This window comes from Pseudomonas sp. 2835, from assembly GCF_050435905.1.
Taxonomy (GTDB): Bacteria; Pseudomonadota; Gammaproteobacteria; order Pseudomonadales; family Pseudomonadaceae; genus Aquipseudomonas.
Window position 1 is genome coordinate 45,575 of the sequence record NZ_JBNDLE010000017.1, and the last position, 15,504, is coordinate 61,078.

At 64.6% G+C, this 15,504-nt stretch carries 19 protein-coding genes; 15 read left to right on the plus strand and 4 right to left on the minus strand.

Going from position 1 to position 15,504, the window contains the following annotated elements:
- The first annotated feature begins 107 nt into the window (after window positions 1–107).
- The 14 genes from cobO (at window position 108) to ABIE20_RS21145 (ending at window position 11,303) form a co-directional block, all read left to right on the plus strand.
- Complete coding sequence (gene cobO, locus ABIE20_RS21080) at window positions 108–719, plus strand: cob(I)yrinic acid a,c-diamide adenosyltransferase (protein WP_010220352.1); 612 nt, start codon at window positions 108–110, stop codon at window positions 717–719.
- Window positions 716–2,011, plus strand: coding sequence for a cobyrinate a,c-diamide synthase (locus ABIE20_RS21085; RefSeq protein WP_429507088.1), 1,296 nt, complete (start codon window positions 716–718; stop codon window positions 2,009–2,011). Before cobO ends, ABIE20_RS21085 begins: the two co-directional genes overlap by 4 nt.
- Complete coding sequence (gene bluB / locus ABIE20_RS21090; RefSeq protein WP_429507089.1) at window positions 2,002–2,655, plus strand: 5,6-dimethylbenzimidazole synthase; 654 nt, start codon at window positions 2,002–2,004, stop codon at window positions 2,653–2,655. The genes ABIE20_RS21085 and bluB overlap by 10 nt, the downstream gene beginning before the upstream one ends.
- Window positions 2,655–3,563 carry an adenosylcobinamide-phosphate synthase CbiB gene (cbiB, locus tag ABIE20_RS21095; protein WP_429507090.1) on the plus strand — a complete coding sequence of 303 codons (909 nt, stop codon included), beginning with the start codon at window positions 2,655–2,657 and terminating at the stop codon, window positions 3,561–3,563. Before bluB ends, cbiB begins: the two co-directional genes overlap by 1 nt.
- On the plus strand, window positions 3,556–4,548 hold the full coding sequence (cobD, locus tag ABIE20_RS21100; protein ID WP_429507091.1) for a threonine-phosphate decarboxylase CobD: 993 nt from the start codon (window positions 3,556–3,558) through the stop codon (window positions 4,546–4,548). The genes cbiB and cobD overlap by 8 nt, the downstream gene beginning before the upstream one ends.
- The gene (locus ABIE20_RS21105) at window positions 4,545–5,999 is read left to right on the plus strand and encodes a cobyric acid synthase (protein WP_429507093.1); all 1,455 of its coding nucleotides are present in this window, start codon (window positions 4,545–4,547) and stop codon (window positions 5,997–5,999) included. The genes cobD and ABIE20_RS21105 overlap by 4 nt, the downstream gene beginning before the upstream one ends.
- A 1-nt stretch (window position 6,000) precedes the next feature.
- Window positions 6,001–6,522, plus strand: coding sequence for a bifunctional adenosylcobinamide kinase/adenosylcobinamide-phosphate guanylyltransferase (cobU, locus tag ABIE20_RS21110; protein WP_429507095.1), 522 nt, complete (start codon window positions 6,001–6,003; stop codon window positions 6,520–6,522).
- Window positions 6,519–7,574: a nicotinate-nucleotide--dimethylbenzimidazole phosphoribosyltransferase gene (gene cobT, locus ABIE20_RS21115; RefSeq protein WP_429507097.1), complete on the plus strand. Its 1,056-nt coding sequence runs from the start codon at window positions 6,519–6,521 to the stop codon at window positions 7,572–7,574. The genes cobU and cobT overlap by 4 nt, the downstream gene beginning before the upstream one ends.
- The gene (cobC, locus tag ABIE20_RS21120; protein WP_429507098.1) at window positions 7,571–8,140 is read left to right on the plus strand and encodes an alpha-ribazole phosphatase family protein; all 570 of its coding nucleotides are present in this window, start codon (window positions 7,571–7,573) and stop codon (window positions 8,138–8,140) included. The genes cobT and cobC overlap by 4 nt, the downstream gene beginning before the upstream one ends.
- 1 nt (window position 8,141) lies before the next feature.
- Window positions 8,142–8,870, plus strand: coding sequence for an adenosylcobinamide-GDP ribazoletransferase (locus ABIE20_RS21125; protein ID WP_429507100.1), 729 nt, complete (start codon window positions 8,142–8,144; stop codon window positions 8,868–8,870).
- Window positions 8,871–8,920: 50 nt separating this feature from the next.
- Window positions 8,921–9,325, plus strand: a complete 405-nt coding sequence (locus ABIE20_RS21130; protein WP_429507102.1) for a MarR family winged helix-turn-helix transcriptional regulator — start codon at window positions 8,921–8,923, stop codon at window positions 9,323–9,325.
- Between the two features lie 62 nt (window positions 9,326–9,387).
- The gene (locus tag ABIE20_RS21135; protein WP_429507104.1) at window positions 9,388–10,590 is read left to right on the plus strand and encodes an MFS transporter; all 1,203 of its coding nucleotides are present in this window, start codon (window positions 9,388–9,390) and stop codon (window positions 10,588–10,590) included.
- Window positions 10,587–10,709 carry a hypothetical protein gene (locus ABIE20_RS21140; protein ID WP_429507106.1) on the plus strand — a complete coding sequence of 41 codons (123 nt, stop codon included), beginning with the start codon at window positions 10,587–10,589 and terminating at the stop codon, window positions 10,707–10,709. Before ABIE20_RS21135 ends, ABIE20_RS21140 begins: the two co-directional genes overlap by 4 nt.
- Before the next feature lie 42 nt (window positions 10,710–10,751).
- Complete coding sequence (locus tag ABIE20_RS21145; RefSeq protein WP_429507108.1) at window positions 10,752–11,303, plus strand: glutathione peroxidase; 552 nt, start codon at window positions 10,752–10,754, stop codon at window positions 11,301–11,303.
- 15 nt (window positions 11,304–11,318) lie between these two features.
- Here ABIE20_RS21145 and ABIE20_RS21150 read toward each other — a convergent pair whose 3' ends face one another.
- Window positions 11,319–11,582 (minus strand): DUF2798 domain-containing protein, encoded by a 264-nt coding sequence (locus ABIE20_RS21150; protein WP_429507109.1) that lies wholly within the window; start codon window positions 11,580–11,582, stop codon window positions 11,319–11,321.
- Window positions 11,583–11,698: 116 nt separating this feature from the next.
- On the opposite strand from ABIE20_RS21150, the gene ABIE20_RS21155 reads away from it, so the two are divergent.
- On the plus strand, window positions 11,699–12,631 hold the full coding sequence (locus ABIE20_RS21155; protein ID WP_429507111.1) for a LysR family transcriptional regulator: 933 nt from the start codon (window positions 11,699–11,701) through the stop codon (window positions 12,629–12,631).
- Window positions 12,632–12,673: 42 nt separating this feature from the next.
- Here the strand turns inward: ABIE20_RS21155 and ABIE20_RS21160 are convergent, their stop codons facing one another.
- The 3 genes from ABIE20_RS21160 to ABIE20_RS21170 all read right to left on the minus strand — a co-directional run bounded on the left by ABIE20_RS21160 (window position 12,674) and on the right by ABIE20_RS21170 (window position 15,043).
- Entirely contained in the window at window positions 12,674–13,933 is a 1,260-nt protein-coding gene (locus ABIE20_RS21160; protein WP_429507113.1) for an OmpP1/FadL family transporter, read from the minus strand.
- Window positions 13,934–14,079: 146 nt separating this feature from the next.
- A complete protein-coding gene (locus tag ABIE20_RS21165; protein ID WP_429507114.1) occupies window positions 14,080–14,562 on the minus strand; it encodes a hypothetical protein in 483 nt (160 codons plus the stop codon).
- Between the two features lie 256 nt (window positions 14,563–14,818).
- Window positions 14,819–15,043, minus strand: coding sequence for a hypothetical protein (locus tag ABIE20_RS21170; protein ID WP_045195514.1), 225 nt, complete (start codon window positions 15,041–15,043; stop codon window positions 14,819–14,821).
- Window positions 15,044–15,504: the final 461 nt, after the last annotated feature.

Genomic DNA, 15,504 nt, shown 5'->3' on the forward strand with positions numbered 1-15,504 from the left:
GTCTGCCATATCCATTCATCTGTCATGCCCGTTCCTTCGATACCTTGAGCAGCCACCGGCTGCTGCGCTCGTTGCGGATCGGCCGACAGTGGTTTGCGGAGAACCTCATGACTGAATCCACCGAGCGCGACGAACGCCACCTGGCGCGCATGCAGCGCAAAAAGGCCGTGATCGACGAGCGCATCGCCAACTCGCCCAACGAATGCGGCTTGCTGCTGGTGCTCACCGGCAACGGCAAGGGCAAGAGCAGTTCGGCCTTCGGCATGCTCGCCCGGGCCATGGGCCACGGCATGCAGTGCGGCGTGGTGCAGTTCATCAAGGGCCGCAACAGCACTGGCGAAGAGTTGTTCTTCCGGCGCTTTCCCGAGCAGGTGCGCTACCACGTGATGGGCGAGGGCTTTACCTGGGAAACCCAGGACCGCCAGCGCGACATCGCCGCCGCCGAAGCCGCCTGGGCGGTATCGCGGCAGATGCTCCAGGACCCGTCGATCGCTTTCGTGGTGCTCGACGAGCTGAACATCGCCCTCAAGCACGGTTACCTTGACCTCGACCAGGTGCTCAGCGACCTGCAGGCGCGCCCACCTATGCAGCACGTGATCGTCACCGGCCGCGCGGCCAAGGATGAAATGATCGAGCTGGCCGACACCGTCACCGAAATGGGCATGATCAAGCACGCTTTCCAGGCCGGCATCCGCGCCCAGAAGGGCGTCGAACTATGAGTGATGCGCGCCACTGCCCGGCGGTACTGATCGCCGCACCGGCCTCCGGCCAGGGCAAGACCACGGTGACCGCCGCTCTGGCGCGCCTGCATCGCAACCAGGGCCGCAAGGTCCGGGTATTCAAGTGTGGCCCTGACTTTCTCGACCCGATGATCCTCGAGCGCGCCAGCGGTGCGCCGGTGTATCAGCTTGACCTGTGGATGGTCGGCGAGCAGGAAAGCCGTCGGCTGTTGTGGGAAGCGGCGGCTGAAGCCGACCTGATCCTGATCGAAGGGGTCATGGGGCTGTTCGACGGCACGCCTTCGAGCGCCGACCTGGCCCGGCATTTTGGCGTGCCGGTGCTGGCGGTGATCGATGGCACCGCCATGGCCCAGACCTTTGGCGCCCTGGCCCTGGGCCTGGCGCGCTATCAGCCGGACCTGCCGTTTGCCGGGGTACTGGCCAACCGTGTCGGTACTCTGCGCCATGCCCAGTTGCTCGAAGGCAGCCTGACCGAAGGGCTGCGCTGGTACGGCGGGCTGTCGCGAGAAACCGGCATCGAGCTGCCGAGCCGGCACCTGGGGCTGGTGCAAGCCAGTGAACTGAACGACCTCGATGCGCGTCTGGATGCTGCCGCAGCGGCCCTGGGCGCCAGTTGCGATGCGGCGTTGCCGCCAGCGGTGCGTTTCGCCGCGCCAACCGAGCTTGCCATCGAGCCCTTGCTGCAAGGCGTGCGCATCGCGGTTGCCCGCGACGAAGCCTTTGCCTTTACCTACGGCGCCAACCTCGACCTGCTGCGGGCCATGGGCGCGCAGCTGGCGTTCTTCTCGCCGCTTCACGATGCAAGCTTGCCAGCCGCCGACAGCCTGTACCTGCCCGGTGGTTACCCGGAGCTGCACCACCAGGCCCTGGCGGCCAACACATCGATGCTCGACGCCATCCGCGCCCATCATCACGCCGGCAAACCGTTGCTTGCCGAATGCGGCGGCATGCTCTACCTGCTCGATGCCCTCACCGATGTTGCCGGCGAACGTGCCGAACTGCTTGGCCTGCTGGCAGGCGAGGCGGTGATGCAAAAGCGCCTGGCCGCCCTGGCCCTGCAGGCCGTGGAGCTGCCCGAAGGCACCTTGCGCGGGCACACCTACCATCATTCGCTGACCAGCACCGGGCTTGAACCGATTGCCCGCGGCCAAAGCCCCAACGGCGGCCGTGGTGCCGAGGCGGTGTATCGCCAGGGCCGCTTGACCGCTTCCTACGTGCACTTCTATTTTGCTTCCAACCCCCAGGCGTCGGCGGCGCTGCTGTGTCCATGACTGAACATGCTTTTACCGAGGCCGAACGCGCGGCGGTCTACCGCGCCATCGGCGAGCGTCGCGACATGCGTCACTTCAGCGGTGGCGAAGTTGCCCCCGAGCTGCTTGCGCGCCTGCTTGAGGCTGCGCACCAGGCACCCAGCGTCGGCCTGATGCAGCCTTGGCGTTTCATCCGCATCACCCGGCGCGCACTGCGCCAGCGTATCCAGGCCCTGGTGGAGGAGGAGCGGTTGCGCACGGCGCACGCCCTGGGTGAGCGCTCCGACGACTTCATGAAGCTCAAGGTCGAAGGCATCAGCGACTGCGCCGAGCTGCTGGTCGCGGCACTGATGGATGAACGCGAAGCGCACATTTTCGGCCGCCGGACCTTACCGGAGATGGACCTGGCGTCGTTGTCCTGTGCGATCCAGAACTTATGGCTAGCGGCGCGCGCCGAAGGCCTGGGCATGGGCTGGGTGTCGCTGTTCGAGCCCCAGGCCCTGGCCGAGTTGCTGGGCATGCCGGCCGGTGCCAAGCCGCTGGCAATCCTCTGCCTGGGCCCGGTTCAGGAATTTTACCCGGCACCGATGCTGGTGCTTGAAGGCTGGACCACGGCGCGGCCGCTGAACGACATGCTGTTTGAAAACCAGTGGGGAGAGTCTTGATGAGCGTGGCGTTGCTGACAGTGGCCGGGGTGGCGCTGGATGCGCTGCTGGGCGAGCCCAAGCGCCGGCATCCGCTGGTAGCCTTCGGGCGCCTGGCCGGGCGCCTGGAACAGCGTTTCAATGCCGGCGGCCGCGGCTGGCGCAGCCATGGCGTCAGTGCCTGGTTCCTGGCGGTGGTGCCGCTGACTTTCGTCGCCATGCTGTTGTCCTGGCTGCCATACATTGGCTGGCTGGTCGAAGTGCTGGCGCTGTACTGCGCCCTCGGCCTGCGCAGCCTTGGCGAGCACGTGACGCCGGTGGCCGAAGCCTTGCGCCAGGGCGACCTGGACAAAGCTCGCCAGCGCGTCGGTTATCTGGTCAGCCGCGAAACCCGCGAACTGGATGAAACCGCAGTGGCCCGCGCCGCCACCGAGTCGGTGCTGGAGAACGGCAGCGATGCGGTGTTCGCCGCCTTGTTCTGGTTTGTCGTCGCTGGCGTGCCGGGGGTGGTGCTCTATCGCCTGAGCAACACCCTCGACGCCATGTGGGGCTATCGTAATGAACGCTTCGAGCGCTTCGGCTGGGCCGCAGCGAAAATCGACGATCTGCTCAACTACATTCCTGCGCGCCTGGTGGCCCTGACCTACGCACTGCTGGGCAAGACCCGCCTGGCCCTGAGCTGCTGGCGGCGCCAGGCACCGTTGTGGGACAGCCCCAACGCCGGGCCGGTGATGGCGGCCGGGGCCGGAGCGCTGGGGGTCGAGCTGGGCGGCCCGGCGGTGTACCACGGCGAGCTGCACGAGCGCCCGCAACTGGGCGAAGGCCCGCAGGCCGATGCCGACGCCATCGAGCGCGGCTGGCGACTGGTTTGCCAGGGGGTGTGGTTGTGGTTGCTGGTGTTGTGCCTGGGGGCTGAATTCTATGCTTGAACACGGTGGTCGCCTGCAACGCGCAGTGCAGCAATACGGCATCGCCCGCGAAAACTGGCTGGACCTGTCCAGCGGCATTGCCCCTTGGCCTTACGCCATCCCCGAAGTTCCGCTACGGGCCTGGGCGCGTTTGCCCGAAACCGAAGACGGCCTCGAACAGGCGGCCCGTGATTACTACCAGGTCGAGCAACTGTTGCCAGTGGCCGGCTCCCAGGCAGCGATCCAGGCCTTGCCACGCTTGCGCCGCCCCGGCACGGTCGGGGTGCTGTCGCCGTGCTACGCCGAGCACGCCGAAGGCTGGCGCCGCGCAGGCCATCGAGTGCGCGAGTTGCCGCTGGACCAGGTCGATTACTACCTCGACAGCCTCGACGTGCTGGTGGTGGTCAACCCCAACAACCCCACCGGCCAGCTGATTGCTGCCGAGCAACTGCTGGAATGGCATGGGCGCCTGGCCCGCCGAGGTGGCTGGCTGCTGGTTGATGAAGCCTTCATGGACAACACCCCGCAGCACAGCATTGGCGCCCATGCCGAGCGCAGCGGTTTGATCGTGTTGCGTTCGTTCGGCAAGTTCTTTGGCCTCGCGGGTGTGCGCCTGGGCTTTGTTCTCGCTGAGCGCCAGTTGTTGCAACTGCTCGCCGAACAGCTCGGGCCCTGGACCATCAGCGGCCCGACGCGGATCCTCGGCCAGGCCTGCCTGCTCGACGGCGCCGCCCACCAGCAGCAGATCATCCGCTGCGCCGCTGCCAGCCAGCGCCTGGCCGCGGTGCTCAGTGCAGCAGGTTTTGACCCCAGCGGCAGCTGCGACCTGTTCCAGTACCTGGTTACCGAGCAGGCGCCGCGCCTGCATGAATTCATGGCCCGGCGCGGCATCCTCCTGCGCCTGTTCAGCCAGCCGCCGAGCCTGCGTTTCGGCCTGCCGGCCAGTGAACAGGACTTTCAGCGCCTGGCCCAGGCCTTCAGCGAATACCGCAAGGAATACCCATGACCACCCTGATGGTGCAGGGCACCACCTCCGATGCCGGCAAGAGCACCCTGGTGACCGCACTGTGCCGCTGGCTGCTGCGCCAGGGCATCGCCGTGGTGCCGTTCAAGCCACAGAACATGGCGCTCAACAGTGCCGTGACCGCCGAGGGCGGCGAGATCGGTCGTGCCCAGGCGGTGCAGGCCCAGGCTGCGGGCCTGGCCCCGCACACCGACATGAACCCGGTGCTGCTCAAACCCAACAGCGACACCGGCGCCCAGGTGATCGTCCATGGCCGGGCGGTCACCAGCATGAATGCCGTGGCCTATCACGACTACAAGATCATCGCCATGCAGGCCGTACTGGCCTCGCACCAGCGCTTGAGCGCGGCGTATCCGGTGGTGATGGTCGAAGGCGCGGGTTCGCCGGCCGAGATCAACCTGCGTGCCGGTGACATTGCCAACATGGGCTTTGCCGAGGCGGTCGACTGCCCGGTGATCCTGATTGCCGATATCAACCGTGGCGGCGTTTTTGCGCATCTGGTCGGCACGCTGGAGCTGCTCTCACCGAGCGAGCAGGCGCGGGTCAAAGGCTTTGTCATCAACCGTTTTCGTGGCGACATCGCCTTGCTCCAGCCGGGCCTGGACTGGCTTGAAGAGCGTACCGGCAAACCGGTGCTGGGCGTGCTGCCCTATGTGATGGACCTGCACCTGGAAGCCGAAGACGGGATCGACCAGCGCCAGGGCCTCAAGGCCGGGCACCAGCTCAAGGTGATCGTGCCGGTGCTGCCGCGCATCAGCAACCACACCGATTTCGACCCGCTGCGCCTGCACCCGCAGGTCGACCTGCAGTTCATCGGCCCCGGTCAGCCAATCCCGCCGGCCGACCTGATCATCCTGCCCGGCTCCAAGAGCGTGCGCGGCGACCTGGCGCAGTTGCGCGAGCGCGGCTGGGACGAGGCAATCAGCCGCCACCTGCGTTATGGCGGCAAGGTCCTGGGTATTTGCGGCGGGCTGCAGATGCTCGGCCGACGGGTGCAAGACCCCTTGGGCCTGGAAGGGCCAGCGGGGGCCAGCGATGGCCTTGGCCTGCTGGATTTTGTCACCGTGCTGGAAGCCGAAAAGCAGCTGCGCAATGTTGCCGGCACCCTGCAACTGGAGCAGGCAGCCATCAGCGGTTACGAAATTCACGCCGGGGTAACCCAGGGACCGGCGCTGGAGCGCCCCGCGGTATTGCTCGACAACGGTCGCGCCGATGGCGCCATCAGCGCCGACGGGCAGATCCTCGCCACCTACCTGCATGGGCTGTTCGAGGCGCCGCATTGCTGCGCTGCACTGTTGCGCTGGGCCGGGCTGCAGGAGGTCGAACTGATCGACTACCACGCCCTGCGCGAACGCGACATCGAGCGCCTGGCCGACCTGGTCGAACAGCACCTGGACACCGCGCGCCTGCGCCAACTCTGCGGACTGAACTGAAATGCTCAACCTGATCCTTGGCGGCGCCCGTTCGGGCAAGAGCCGCCTGGCTGAACAACTGGCGATGCACAGCGGCCTGGCGGTCACCTACATTGCCACCAGCGAACCGCTCGACGGCGAGATGAATGCACGGGTGCAGTTGCACCGCGAGCGGCGTCCGGCCGAGTGGGCGTTGATCGAAGAGCCGCTGGAGTTGGCCCGGGTGCTGCGCGCCACTGCCTGTGCCGAGCGCTGCCTGCTGGTCGATTGCCTGACCCTGTGGCTGACCAATTTGCTCATGCTCGACAACCCCGAGCGCCTGGCGGCCGAACGCACGGCGTTGCTCGACTGCCTGGCGCAGTTGCCGGGCGAAATCATTCTGGTCAGCAATGAAACCGGCCTGGGCGTGGTGCCCATGGGCGAGCTGACCCGCCGTTATGTCGATGAAGCAGGCGCGCTGCACCAGGCCATTGCCGAGCGCTGCCAGCGCGTGGTGCTGACTGTCGCCGGCTTGCCGCTTACCCTGAAAGGACCTGCACTATGAGTCAAACCTGGTGGCTTGAAGCCTGTCGACCTGTCGATCAGAACGTTCGCGAACAGGCCCTGGCGCGGCAACAGCAACTGACCAAGCCGGCGGGCTCGCTGGGCCGCCTGGAGCAGCTCGCGGTGCAACTGGCCGGTTTGCAAGGCCAGCTCAAGCCGAGCGTCGAGCAGGTGTGGATCGCGATCTTTGCCGGCGATCACGGCGTGGTCGCCGAAGGTATTTCGGCTTACCCGCAAGCGGTGACCGGGCAGATGCTGCTCAACTTCGTCAGCGGTGGCGCTGCGATCAGTGTGCTGGCGCGGCAGCTGAATGCTCAACTGGAAGTGATCGACCTGGGCACCATCGACCTGGCGCTGGAGCTGCCGGGTGTACGTCACCTGCGCGTCGGCCCGGGTACGGCCAATTTTGCCCAGGTACCGGCGATGAGCTACGAACAGTGCGTGCAGGCTCTGCAGGGCGGGCGCGAGAGTGCCTTGCGCGCGGCTGCCAGCGGCGCCCGGCTGTTTATCGGCGGCGAGATGGGGATCGGCAACACCACCGCCGCCAGTGCCCTGGCCTGCGCCGTGCTCGGCTGCCCGGCCACGGAACTCAGCGGCCCGGGTACCGGGCTGGACGCCGCCGGTGTGCGGCACAAGGCCGAAGTTATCCAGCGGGCATTGCAGCAGCATGCAGCGCTGGGCGACGACCCGCTGCAGCGGCTGTTGTGTTTTGGCGGCTTCGAGGTCGCCGCGCTGGTCGGTGCCTACCTGGGCTGCGCCCAGGCCGGTGTTGCGGTGCTGGTGGATGGGTTTATCTGCACCGTTGCCGCGCTGGTGGCGACGCGTATCAATCCGGGTTGCCGCGACTGGCTGCTGTTCGGCCATCGTGGCGCTGAGCCGGGCCACCGCCGGGTGCTTGCCGAGCTCGGCGCCGAGCCGCTGCTGGAGCTGGGCCTGCGCCTGGGCGAGGGCAGTGGTGCGGCGCTGGCGGTGCCGGTGTTGCGCCTGGCCTGTGACCTGCACGGGCAGATGGCGACCTTTGCCGAAGCCGCGGTAGCGGATCGCCCGGCATGATCATCGACCTGCTGCGCCACGGTGAAACCGAACTGGGTGGCGGCCTGCGCGGCAGCCTCGACGATGCCCTGACCGACAAGGGCTGGGCGCAGATGCGCGCGGCGGTGAGTGATGCCGGCCCTTGGGATGCATTGGTCAGCTCGCCATTGCAGCGCTGCGCACGCTTTGCCCAGGAGCTTGGCGCGCAGTTGAACCTGCCGCTGCACTTGGCGCCGGGGCTGCAGGAGCTGCATTTCGGTGAGTGGGAAGGGCGTAGCGCAGCAGAGCTGATGCTCACTCACGAAGCCGAGCTCGGCCAGTTCTGGGCTGACCCCTATACCTATACACCGCCAGGCGGCGAGCCGGTGGTGGATTTCTGCGCACGGGTGTTGCAGGCCATCAGCGCCTTGCACCAGGCCCATGCCGGCCAGCAGTTGCTGCTGGTCACCCACGGCGGCGTCATGCGCCTGTTGCTGGCCCGTGCCCGTGGTCTGCCACGTGAGCAACTGCTGCAGGTCGAAGTGGCCCATGGCGCCTTGTGCCGCCTGGAGCTGCTGGCTGACGGCAGCCTGCGCGAGGTGCGCTGAGATGCTTGCGTTCTGGATCGCCCTGCAGTTTCTCAGCAGCTTGCCGGTACGCCTGCCGGGCATGCCGACGCCTGAGCAAATGGGTCGCTCACTGCTGTGCTACCCGCTGGTGGGGCTGTTGTTCGGGGTGGTGCTCTGGGGGCTGAACGCGCTGCTGGCCGGCAGCCCGGTGCTGCTGCACGCCGCCTTGCTGCTCAGTGCCTGGGTGCTGCTCAGCGGCGCCTTGCACCTGGACGGCCTGGCCGACAGCGCCGATGCCTGGCTGGGCGGTTTTGGCGACCGCGAGCGTACCTTGTTGATCATGAAAGACCCGCGCAGCGGGCCGATTGCCGTGGTCACCCTGGTACTGGTGTTGTTGCTCAAGTTCTGTGCCGTGCTGGCGTTGATCGAGCGAGGTGACGGGCTGCTGCTGTTGCTCGCACCGCTGATCGGCCGCGCGGCGTTACTGGGCTTGTTCCTGTGCACGCCCTATGTGCGCAGCGGCGGGCTCGGCCAGGCGCTTGCCGATCATCTGCCGCGCAGGGCGGGCAAGCTGGTGTTACTCGTCAGTGCTTTGGCCTGTGTGCTGCTGGCAGGGCTTAAGGGCATATGGGTGCTGCTGGTGGCCGCCATCGTCTTCGCCTGGCTGCGCCACGTGATGGTGCGCCGGCTGGGGGGCACCACCGGCGATACCGCCGGGGCACTGCTCGAGCTGCTGGAGCTGGCGGTATTGATCGCCCTGGTGCTGTGAGCGGTGAATAAAAGCTTGCAGTTGGCAAAGTGCGGGTATATACACGCACTATGTTGACCAGCGAATGCATCTGCACCCACCTGCGTCGTGCTGCCCGTGGGGTGAGCCGACACTACGACGAGGCCCTCGAAGGCTTCGGGATCAACGTCGCGCAGTTTTCCCTGCTGCGCCATTTGCGCCGCCTGGATCAACCGAGTATTTCCACCCTGGCCGACGCCATGGGCCTGGACCGCAGTACCCTGGGGCGCAACCTGCGGGTACTGGAAGCCGAGGGCCTGGTGGCCCTGGCCGAAGGGCAGGACCTGCGCAACCGCATCGTGTTGCTGACCGAGCAGGGCAGGGCGCGCCTGCAGGCGGCGGAACCGGCCTGGGAGCAAGCTCAAAGCGGCTTGGTCAAGACCCTCGGCGAAGGTCAGCGTGACGAACTGGTGCGCCTGCTGGAGCTGCTGGCCTGAGCGTTTTACGATTATAAGCGGGTATATACCCGCATAACCTTGCGGCACTGGAGACAACAAAAATGACATCGGTATGGCGAACCAGTGGGTGGATTCTGCTTGGCGCGGCGCTGATCCTGGCGTTGTCGCTGGGCGTGCGGCACGGCTTTGGCCTGTTCCTGGCGCCGATGAGCGCCGAGTTTGGCTGGGGCCGCGGCGTATTCGCCTTCGCCATTGCCTTGCAGAACCTGATCTGGGGCCTGGCCCAGCCGTTTGCCGGAGCCCTGGCCGATCGCCTCGGTGCGGCCAAGGTAGTGATGGTCGGCGGTATTCTTTATGCCGCCGGCTTGGTGCTGATGGGCATGTCCGACTCGGCCCTGACCCTGTCGCTCAGTGCCGGTTTGTTGATCGGTATCGGCCTGTCGGGCACCTCGTTTTCGGTGATTCTCGGTGTGGTCGGCCGTGCCGTGCCGCCCGAGAAGCGCAGCATGGCCATGGGTATCGCCAGCGCTGCCGGCTCTTTCGGTCAGTTCGCCATGCTGCCGGGAACGCTGGGCCTGATCGGCTGGCTGGGCTGGTCGCCGGCCTTGCTGGTGCTGGGCTTGCTGGTGGCCTTTATCGTGCCGCTGGTAGGGCTGCTACGTGATCGCCCGCTGCCCAGCCAGGGTAACGACCAGACCCTCGGCCAGGCCCTGCGCGAAGCCTGTTCGCATTCCGGCTTCTGGCTGCTGGCCCTGGGCTTTTTCGTCTGTGGCTTTCAGGTGGTGTTCATCGGTGTGCACCTGCCGGCCTATCTGGTCGACCAGCATCTGCCAGCGACCATCGGCACCACGGTGCTGGCGCTGGTCGGGCTGTTCAATATCGTCGGCACCTACACTGCCGGCTGGCTGGGCGGGCGCATGTCCAAGCCGCGCCTGCTGACCGCTCTGTACCTGCTGCGCGCGGTAGTCATCGTGTTGTTCCTGTGGGCGCCAATCAGCCAGTTCAGTGCTTACCTCTTCGGCATCGCCATGGGCCTGCTGTGGCTGTCGACCGTACCCTTGACCAACGGCACCGTGGCCACTCTGTTCGGTGTGCGCAACTTGTCGATGCTCGGCGGTATCGTCTTCCTGTTCCACCAGTTGGGGGCTTTTCTCGGTGGCTGGCTGGGCGGAGTGGTGTATGACCGCACCGGCAACTATGACCTGGTCTGGCAGATTTCCATCCTCCTCAGCCTGCTCGCTGCAGCGCTGAACTGGCCGGTACGCGAGCGCCCGGTGGCGCGCTTGCAGGCGCAAGCGGCATGAAGCCTGTTGTCGTTCGCAGCATGCTCGGCTTAGCCGCCCTGTTGCTGCTGGCGCTGGCCTGGTGGGGCTGGCATGAGGGCGGCCTGGCGTTGATGCAGTTGGGCATGGGCGTGTGCTAGGAGTACTCTGATTTCTCCGGGAACGTTCGAGGGAGAGAGAAGATGCGCACACGCTGGATGTTGGTTCCGCTGTTGACCCTGGCCGCCGCGGCCAATGCCCTGGCCGCCGCCTGCCCGGCGCTGCTCGACAGCAAGCTGCCGGCGCTGAGCGGCAAGGAGCAGATCGACCTGTGCCAGCGCTTTGCCGGCAAGCCGCTGGTGGTGGTCAATACCGCCAGCTATTGCGGCTTTGCTCCGCAGTTCGAAGGCCTGGAAAGCGTTTACAAGGAGTACCACGAACAGGGCCTGGAAATGCTCGGGGTGCCGTCCAATGACTTCAAGCAGGAAGACGCCGACGCCGAGAAAACTGCCAAGGTCTGCTATGCCAACTATGGCGTGACCTTCACCATGACCCAGGCCCAGCCCGTGCGCGGCGCCAATGCCACGCCGCTGTTCAAGGGGCTGGCCGAGCAAAGCAGCGCGCCGAAGTGGAATTTCTACAAGTACGTGGTCGATCGCCAGGGCAAGGTAGTGGCCAACTTCTCCAGCCTGACCAAGCCGGATGATCCGGCGTTCAGGGCGGCGATCGAAAAAGCCATCGCGTCCCAACCCTGAGCAGCAGCAGCAGCGTCAGTGGCTTGGGTGCACGGTCCAGGCCACCAGCTTGAGCACGATCGGGCGCACCACCAGTACACAGGCGAAGGCCACTGGCATCGCCAGTTGGTAGGCCTTGAGCACGTTGCCCAGGTAGTGCTCGTTGATGCCGGCGTTGGCGGCGGTGATCACGAAACACATCAACAGGGCCATGATTGCCGACATGAAGAAGGCGAACACGTAGGGGGTGGCGCGAACGCCGAGTTTGCGTCGGCTGCGGGCGCTGGTATTGGAGGTCATGCTGACTCCTTCCTGGTGAGTGAAGGTGCAGCCTAGCAAGGCGCTGCTGGACTGCGGTAGACGCCTTGGGCTTAGGTCTTTATAAAGAAGATCTTACGAATGCCTGGATCCCCGTCATGAACCTGCTCGGTTCGATCAAAAGTTTCATCAAGGTAGTCGAAGCCGGCAGCATTGCCGGTGGCGCCCGCAGCCTGGGCCTGAGTGCCGCCGCCGTGAGCCAGAATATCGCCCGCCTGGAAGCCCACCTGCAGGTGCGCCTGCTCTCGCGCACCACGCGCAGCATGGCCCAGACGCCCAGTGGCAGCCTGTACTACGACAAGGTCAAACACATCGAGCGCGATCTGGAGCAAGCCCAGCAAGCCGTCACTGCACCCGATTGCGAGCCTAAGGGGCGTCTGTGCATTGCCTCGTCTTCGGCGTTTGGCCGCCATGTGCTGGCGCCGCTGATTCCGGCATTCGGCGCGCGTTATCCGCAGCTTTCAATTGAATTGGTTACGAATGATCGACGGGTCAACCACGCTCAGGAAGGCGTCGATGTCAGTATCCGTATCCAGCCGCAGCTCGAAGACGGCCTGCTGGCCCGGCACATTGCCCGGGTACCGTTCATTTGCTGCGCGTCCCCGGGCTATCTGGCGGCTGCCGGCTGGCCACAATCACCCGAACAGCTCAAGGAACACCGCTGCCTGGTGTTCCGCTACCCGGTGGATGGGCGCTTCTTGCGCTGGGGTTTTATTCGCGAGGGCCTGCGTTTTGATGCCGAATTCGCCAATGTGCTGATTAGCGATGACATCGACGTACTGACGCAAATGGCCGTGCAGGATGGCGGCATTGCCCGCCTGGCCGAGTTCGTCGCCCGGCCCCTGCTCGAGCGCGGCCAACTGGTGGCGTTGTTCGAGTATTCGCAGCCAGCCAGGGCCTACGCCCAGACCGAACCGATGGATATCTACCTGTGCGTGGCCGACCGCTTTGCCCTGACGCCCAAGGTGCGCGCGTTCATGGAGTACCTTCAGCTTGAAGTCGGGCATGCCTGGCCGATTGATCAGGCGTAAAAAAACCGCCGATGAAGGCGGTTTTTCGTTGCGGCGCTGTTATCAGAAGCGATAGGTCAGCGACGCGCCAATGCCGTGAGCGCTGTTTTCGTACTTGGCGTTGTACGAACCCTTGGTCGGGCTGGCCAGGTTGACCTTGGTGTCTTCTTCCCACAGGTAGGAGTAAGCCAGGTCGATGGTCACGTCGTCGGTTGGGCTGTAGCCGGCGCCCAGGCTGAAGATCTTGCGATCGCCAGTCGGGATGCGTGGCGAACGGTCGTGGTTGTTGGTCGGCGACTGGTCGACGGTGAAGCCGGTACGCAGTACCCACTCCTTGTTCAGCTTGTAGGACGCGCCGATGGCGTGGGCCCAGGTGTCGTGCCAGTTCTGCTCTTCGCTGATGGTGCCGAACTGGCCGGCCAGCGGGGCAGGAACGTCGTTGGTGACGGTGATGGCTTCCAGGCGGCTCCAGCGGGTCCAGGTGCTACCGGCGTAGATAGTCCACTGGTCATCCAGTTCGTGGGTAACCGAGAAGTCGACCGACTCAGGGGTCTTGATTTTCAGTTCAGCATCGAACTTGCTGCCGCTGAACGGGCCGATCAGGGCGTTGTTGATCTTGGTGTTGCCTTCGAGCTTGTAGTCGACCATCGAGTGGTAGGTCAGGCCCAGGCGGGTCTTGTCGGTGGCCTGGACCAGCACGCCGATGTTGTAGCCGACGGCAGTGTCGTCACCCTTGATCTTCACTTCGCCATCGTTGAAACCCGGGGTGCGCGGGTTCAGGGTGTTGGCGCTCAACTCACCCTTGATCTTGTTGATGGTCGGGCCGAAACCGATCGATACCTTGTCGTTGAAGGCATAGCTGATGGTTGGCTGGAAGGTGACCACTTCGACGTGGCTTTTCTTGCCCCAGTAACGGCTGGCGGCAGTGCTCTCGTAGTCGGTGACCAGGCCGAACGGCGCGTAGACACCGAAACCTACGGTCCAGTGCTCATCCAGAGGCTTGACGTAGTAGCCCATGGGCACGCCAACGAACGGCACCATGTCGCCGTCGGTGGTGCCACCTGGGCGCCCGCCCCCGGAGATATCGGATTTGGCGATGACGGCGGCGCCGCCAACAGTGATCTGTTCGCGTTTCAGGCGCGACATACCGGCAGGGTTGCCGAATACGGTGCTGGCATCATCGGCAGAAGAAGAACGACCCGCGAAACCTGTGCCCATGCCACTGACGCTTTGTTCGTTGAGGGCAAAGCCACTGGCGAACAGTTGAGTCGAGGCGAGAGTGACGGCGAGGCTGAGAGAGGTTTTGAGCATTACTTTTTTCATTATTAGAACTCCTTGGGATCTCCGGGGCGAAAATTACCATCAGTTCGCCCGCAGCGCTATAGGCTGTATCGCAGGAGATAGAGCGGTTTTGTAGGACAATCCGACCAAAATGGCGGGAATTTTCCGATTATGGAAAGCAGTGACTCTCAGCAGGCTTGAAGAGTCACAGGAGCGATGCAGGTTTGCCAGGCGCAAGTGAAATCGCGCAGGCGTCCCTGGGGTTGGAAGGTTTGTCGCCAGATGCGTGCCAGGCCGAGCAGATCGTCGGCGGCGGGCAGTTTAGGGGCCTGTTCTTCGATCAGCATCCAGGCGATGGCTGTGGCGTAGCGCAGGTTGACGGTCAGCTCCAGGTGCGGGCCGCTGAGGAAGGCATGCTGGCTGGCCAGGCCGCGGACCAGGCTGGCGAGGTCCGGGTCGCGGGCCAGAAACTGGTCCCAAAGGCTTTGGTGGCGCAGTTCGCCAATGCGATACAGGCCGTGGCCGCGGCGGTCGTGCAATGCTGAGCCGAGTGCCGACTGGCTGGCGGCGACGCCGAGCAGCAGGGCTTCGGCGCTGGCGCAGTGGCGGCCCAGGTAGATCAGGGTCGGACGAATGACGAACTGGCTCAACTCGCTCGCGGCGATACCCATGATGCCCTCGAACTGGAAATTGGCCGGCGGACGCTGGAGCTTGGCAGCTGGTGAGTCGGTCAGGCCCGCCGGAAGCGGCCATTGCCGCTTGAGTTGAAGTGTAGTGTCATATTCACGCTGTAAAGGCCTGTTTTTAAAACATTTGCGGCTTTTAGTTATAAATCATATGCCGTACGGCAATTACCCAGCCCCTTCCTGCAGGCAATAAAAAGCCCCGCCAGAGGGCAGGGCTTGAGCGTTTGCAGCGTCGTGCGGATCAGGCCACCAGGGCCTGACGGGTACGCTCGATGACGGCCTGCAGCGGCTCGGCTTCGGAGTATTGCTCCGGGTACAGGCGCTCGCTGTGACGGGCAATGCCGTGCTCGTTGACCAGGGTGAAGCTGAAGCCGCCTTTGCGCGACGCCAGGATCAAGCAGTTCAGAGGGGCAAATGCCTGGGAAAGGGTGCGAATGGCAGCCTGAGTATGAGTAGAGTGATTCATAGTTATTAGATGTTCCTGCAATAGACACGGTTTCGATCCGTGCACATATAAAACGTTCCAGTGACGCGGGCATTTAAGCCAGTGCGAAGAACCTGACTGGAACAGGGCAGCCAGTTTTGGGCGCATTTATCATGTGGCGCTGGGGCTGACTGGTAGGTACGTCAGAGGGCAGGCAACAGCCAGGGTCGGGTTCAATGCCGCTGGGTGAAGATCCTGATCAATCTGCAGGTTGGTTCGGTCAGAGTAAGAAGTGATTTACCTGGGGAACCATCGAGTGGGCCGGTCCTGGTTTCAACAGGCCTGTCCGATGTGAGGGGGCAGGGCACTGTAAGGACTGCTTTGGCCAGAATTGACTTTCAGCTTGGTACTAACGGCGGCAAGACTACAGAAGTTTACCGGTTATGGCAAGCACTATCGCTTTTCGTTTGGCGAGCCGATCAGTATGTCGCGTTCCAGGCGGT

What these genes read in the sequence shown, in the direction of transcription:
- cobO (WP_010220352.1), top strand. Translation starts at nt 108, where the DNA reads ATGACTGAATCCACCGAGCGCGACGAACGCCACCTGGCGCGCATGCAG.
- ABIE20_RS21085 (WP_429507088.1), top strand. Translation starts at nt 716, where the DNA reads ATGAGTGATGCGCGCCACTGCCCGGCGGTACTGATCGCCGCACCGGCC.
- cbiB (WP_429507090.1), top strand. Translation starts at nt 2,655, where the DNA reads ATGAGCGTGGCGTTGCTGACAGTGGCCGGGGTGGCGCTGGATGCGCTG.
- cobD (WP_429507091.1), top strand. Translation starts at nt 3,556, where the DNA reads ATGCTTGAACACGGTGGTCGCCTGCAACGCGCAGTGCAGCAATACGGC.
- ABIE20_RS21105 (WP_429507093.1), top strand. Translation starts at nt 4,545, where the DNA reads ATGACCACCCTGATGGTGCAGGGCACCACCTCCGATGCCGGCAAGAGC.
- cobU (WP_429507095.1), top strand. Translation starts at nt 6,001, where the DNA reads ATGCTCAACCTGATCCTTGGCGGCGCCCGTTCGGGCAAGAGCCGCCTG.
- cobT (WP_429507097.1), top strand. Translation starts at nt 6,519, where the DNA reads ATGAGTCAAACCTGGTGGCTTGAAGCCTGTCGACCTGTCGATCAGAAC.
- cobC (WP_429507098.1), top strand. Translation starts at nt 7,571, where the DNA reads ATGATCATCGACCTGCTGCGCCACGGTGAAACCGAACTGGGTGGCGGC.
- ABIE20_RS21125 (WP_429507100.1), top strand. Translation starts at nt 8,142, where the DNA reads ATGCTTGCGTTCTGGATCGCCCTGCAGTTTCTCAGCAGCTTGCCGGTA.
- ABIE20_RS21130 (WP_429507102.1), top strand. Translation starts at nt 8,921, where the DNA reads ATGTTGACCAGCGAATGCATCTGCACCCACCTGCGTCGTGCTGCCCGT.
- ABIE20_RS21135 (WP_429507104.1), top strand. Translation starts at nt 9,388, where the DNA reads ATGACATCGGTATGGCGAACCAGTGGGTGGATTCTGCTTGGCGCGGCG.
- ABIE20_RS21140 (WP_429507106.1), top strand. Translation starts at nt 10,587, where the DNA reads ATGAAGCCTGTTGTCGTTCGCAGCATGCTCGGCTTAGCCGCCCTGTTG.
- ABIE20_RS21145 (WP_429507108.1), top strand. Translation starts at nt 10,752, where the DNA reads ATGCGCACACGCTGGATGTTGGTTCCGCTGTTGACCCTGGCCGCCGCG.
- ABIE20_RS21150 (WP_429507109.1), bottom strand. Translation starts at nt 11,582, where the DNA reads ATGACCTCCAATACCAGCGCCCGCAGCCGACGCAAACTCGGCGTTCGC.
- ABIE20_RS21155 (WP_429507111.1), top strand. Translation starts at nt 11,699, where the DNA reads ATGAACCTGCTCGGTTCGATCAAAAGTTTCATCAAGGTAGTCGAAGCC.
- ABIE20_RS21160 (WP_429507113.1), bottom strand. Translation starts at nt 13,933, where the DNA reads ATGAAAAAAGTAATGCTCAAAACCTCTCTCAGCCTCGCCGTCACTCTC.
- ABIE20_RS21165 (WP_429507114.1), bottom strand. Translation starts at nt 14,562, where the DNA reads ATGGGTATCGCCGCGAGCGAGTTGAGCCAGTTCGTCATTCGTCCGACC.
- ABIE20_RS21170 (WP_045195514.1), bottom strand. Translation starts at nt 15,043, where the DNA reads ATGAATCACTCTACTCATACTCAGGCTGCCATTCGCACCCTTTCCCAG.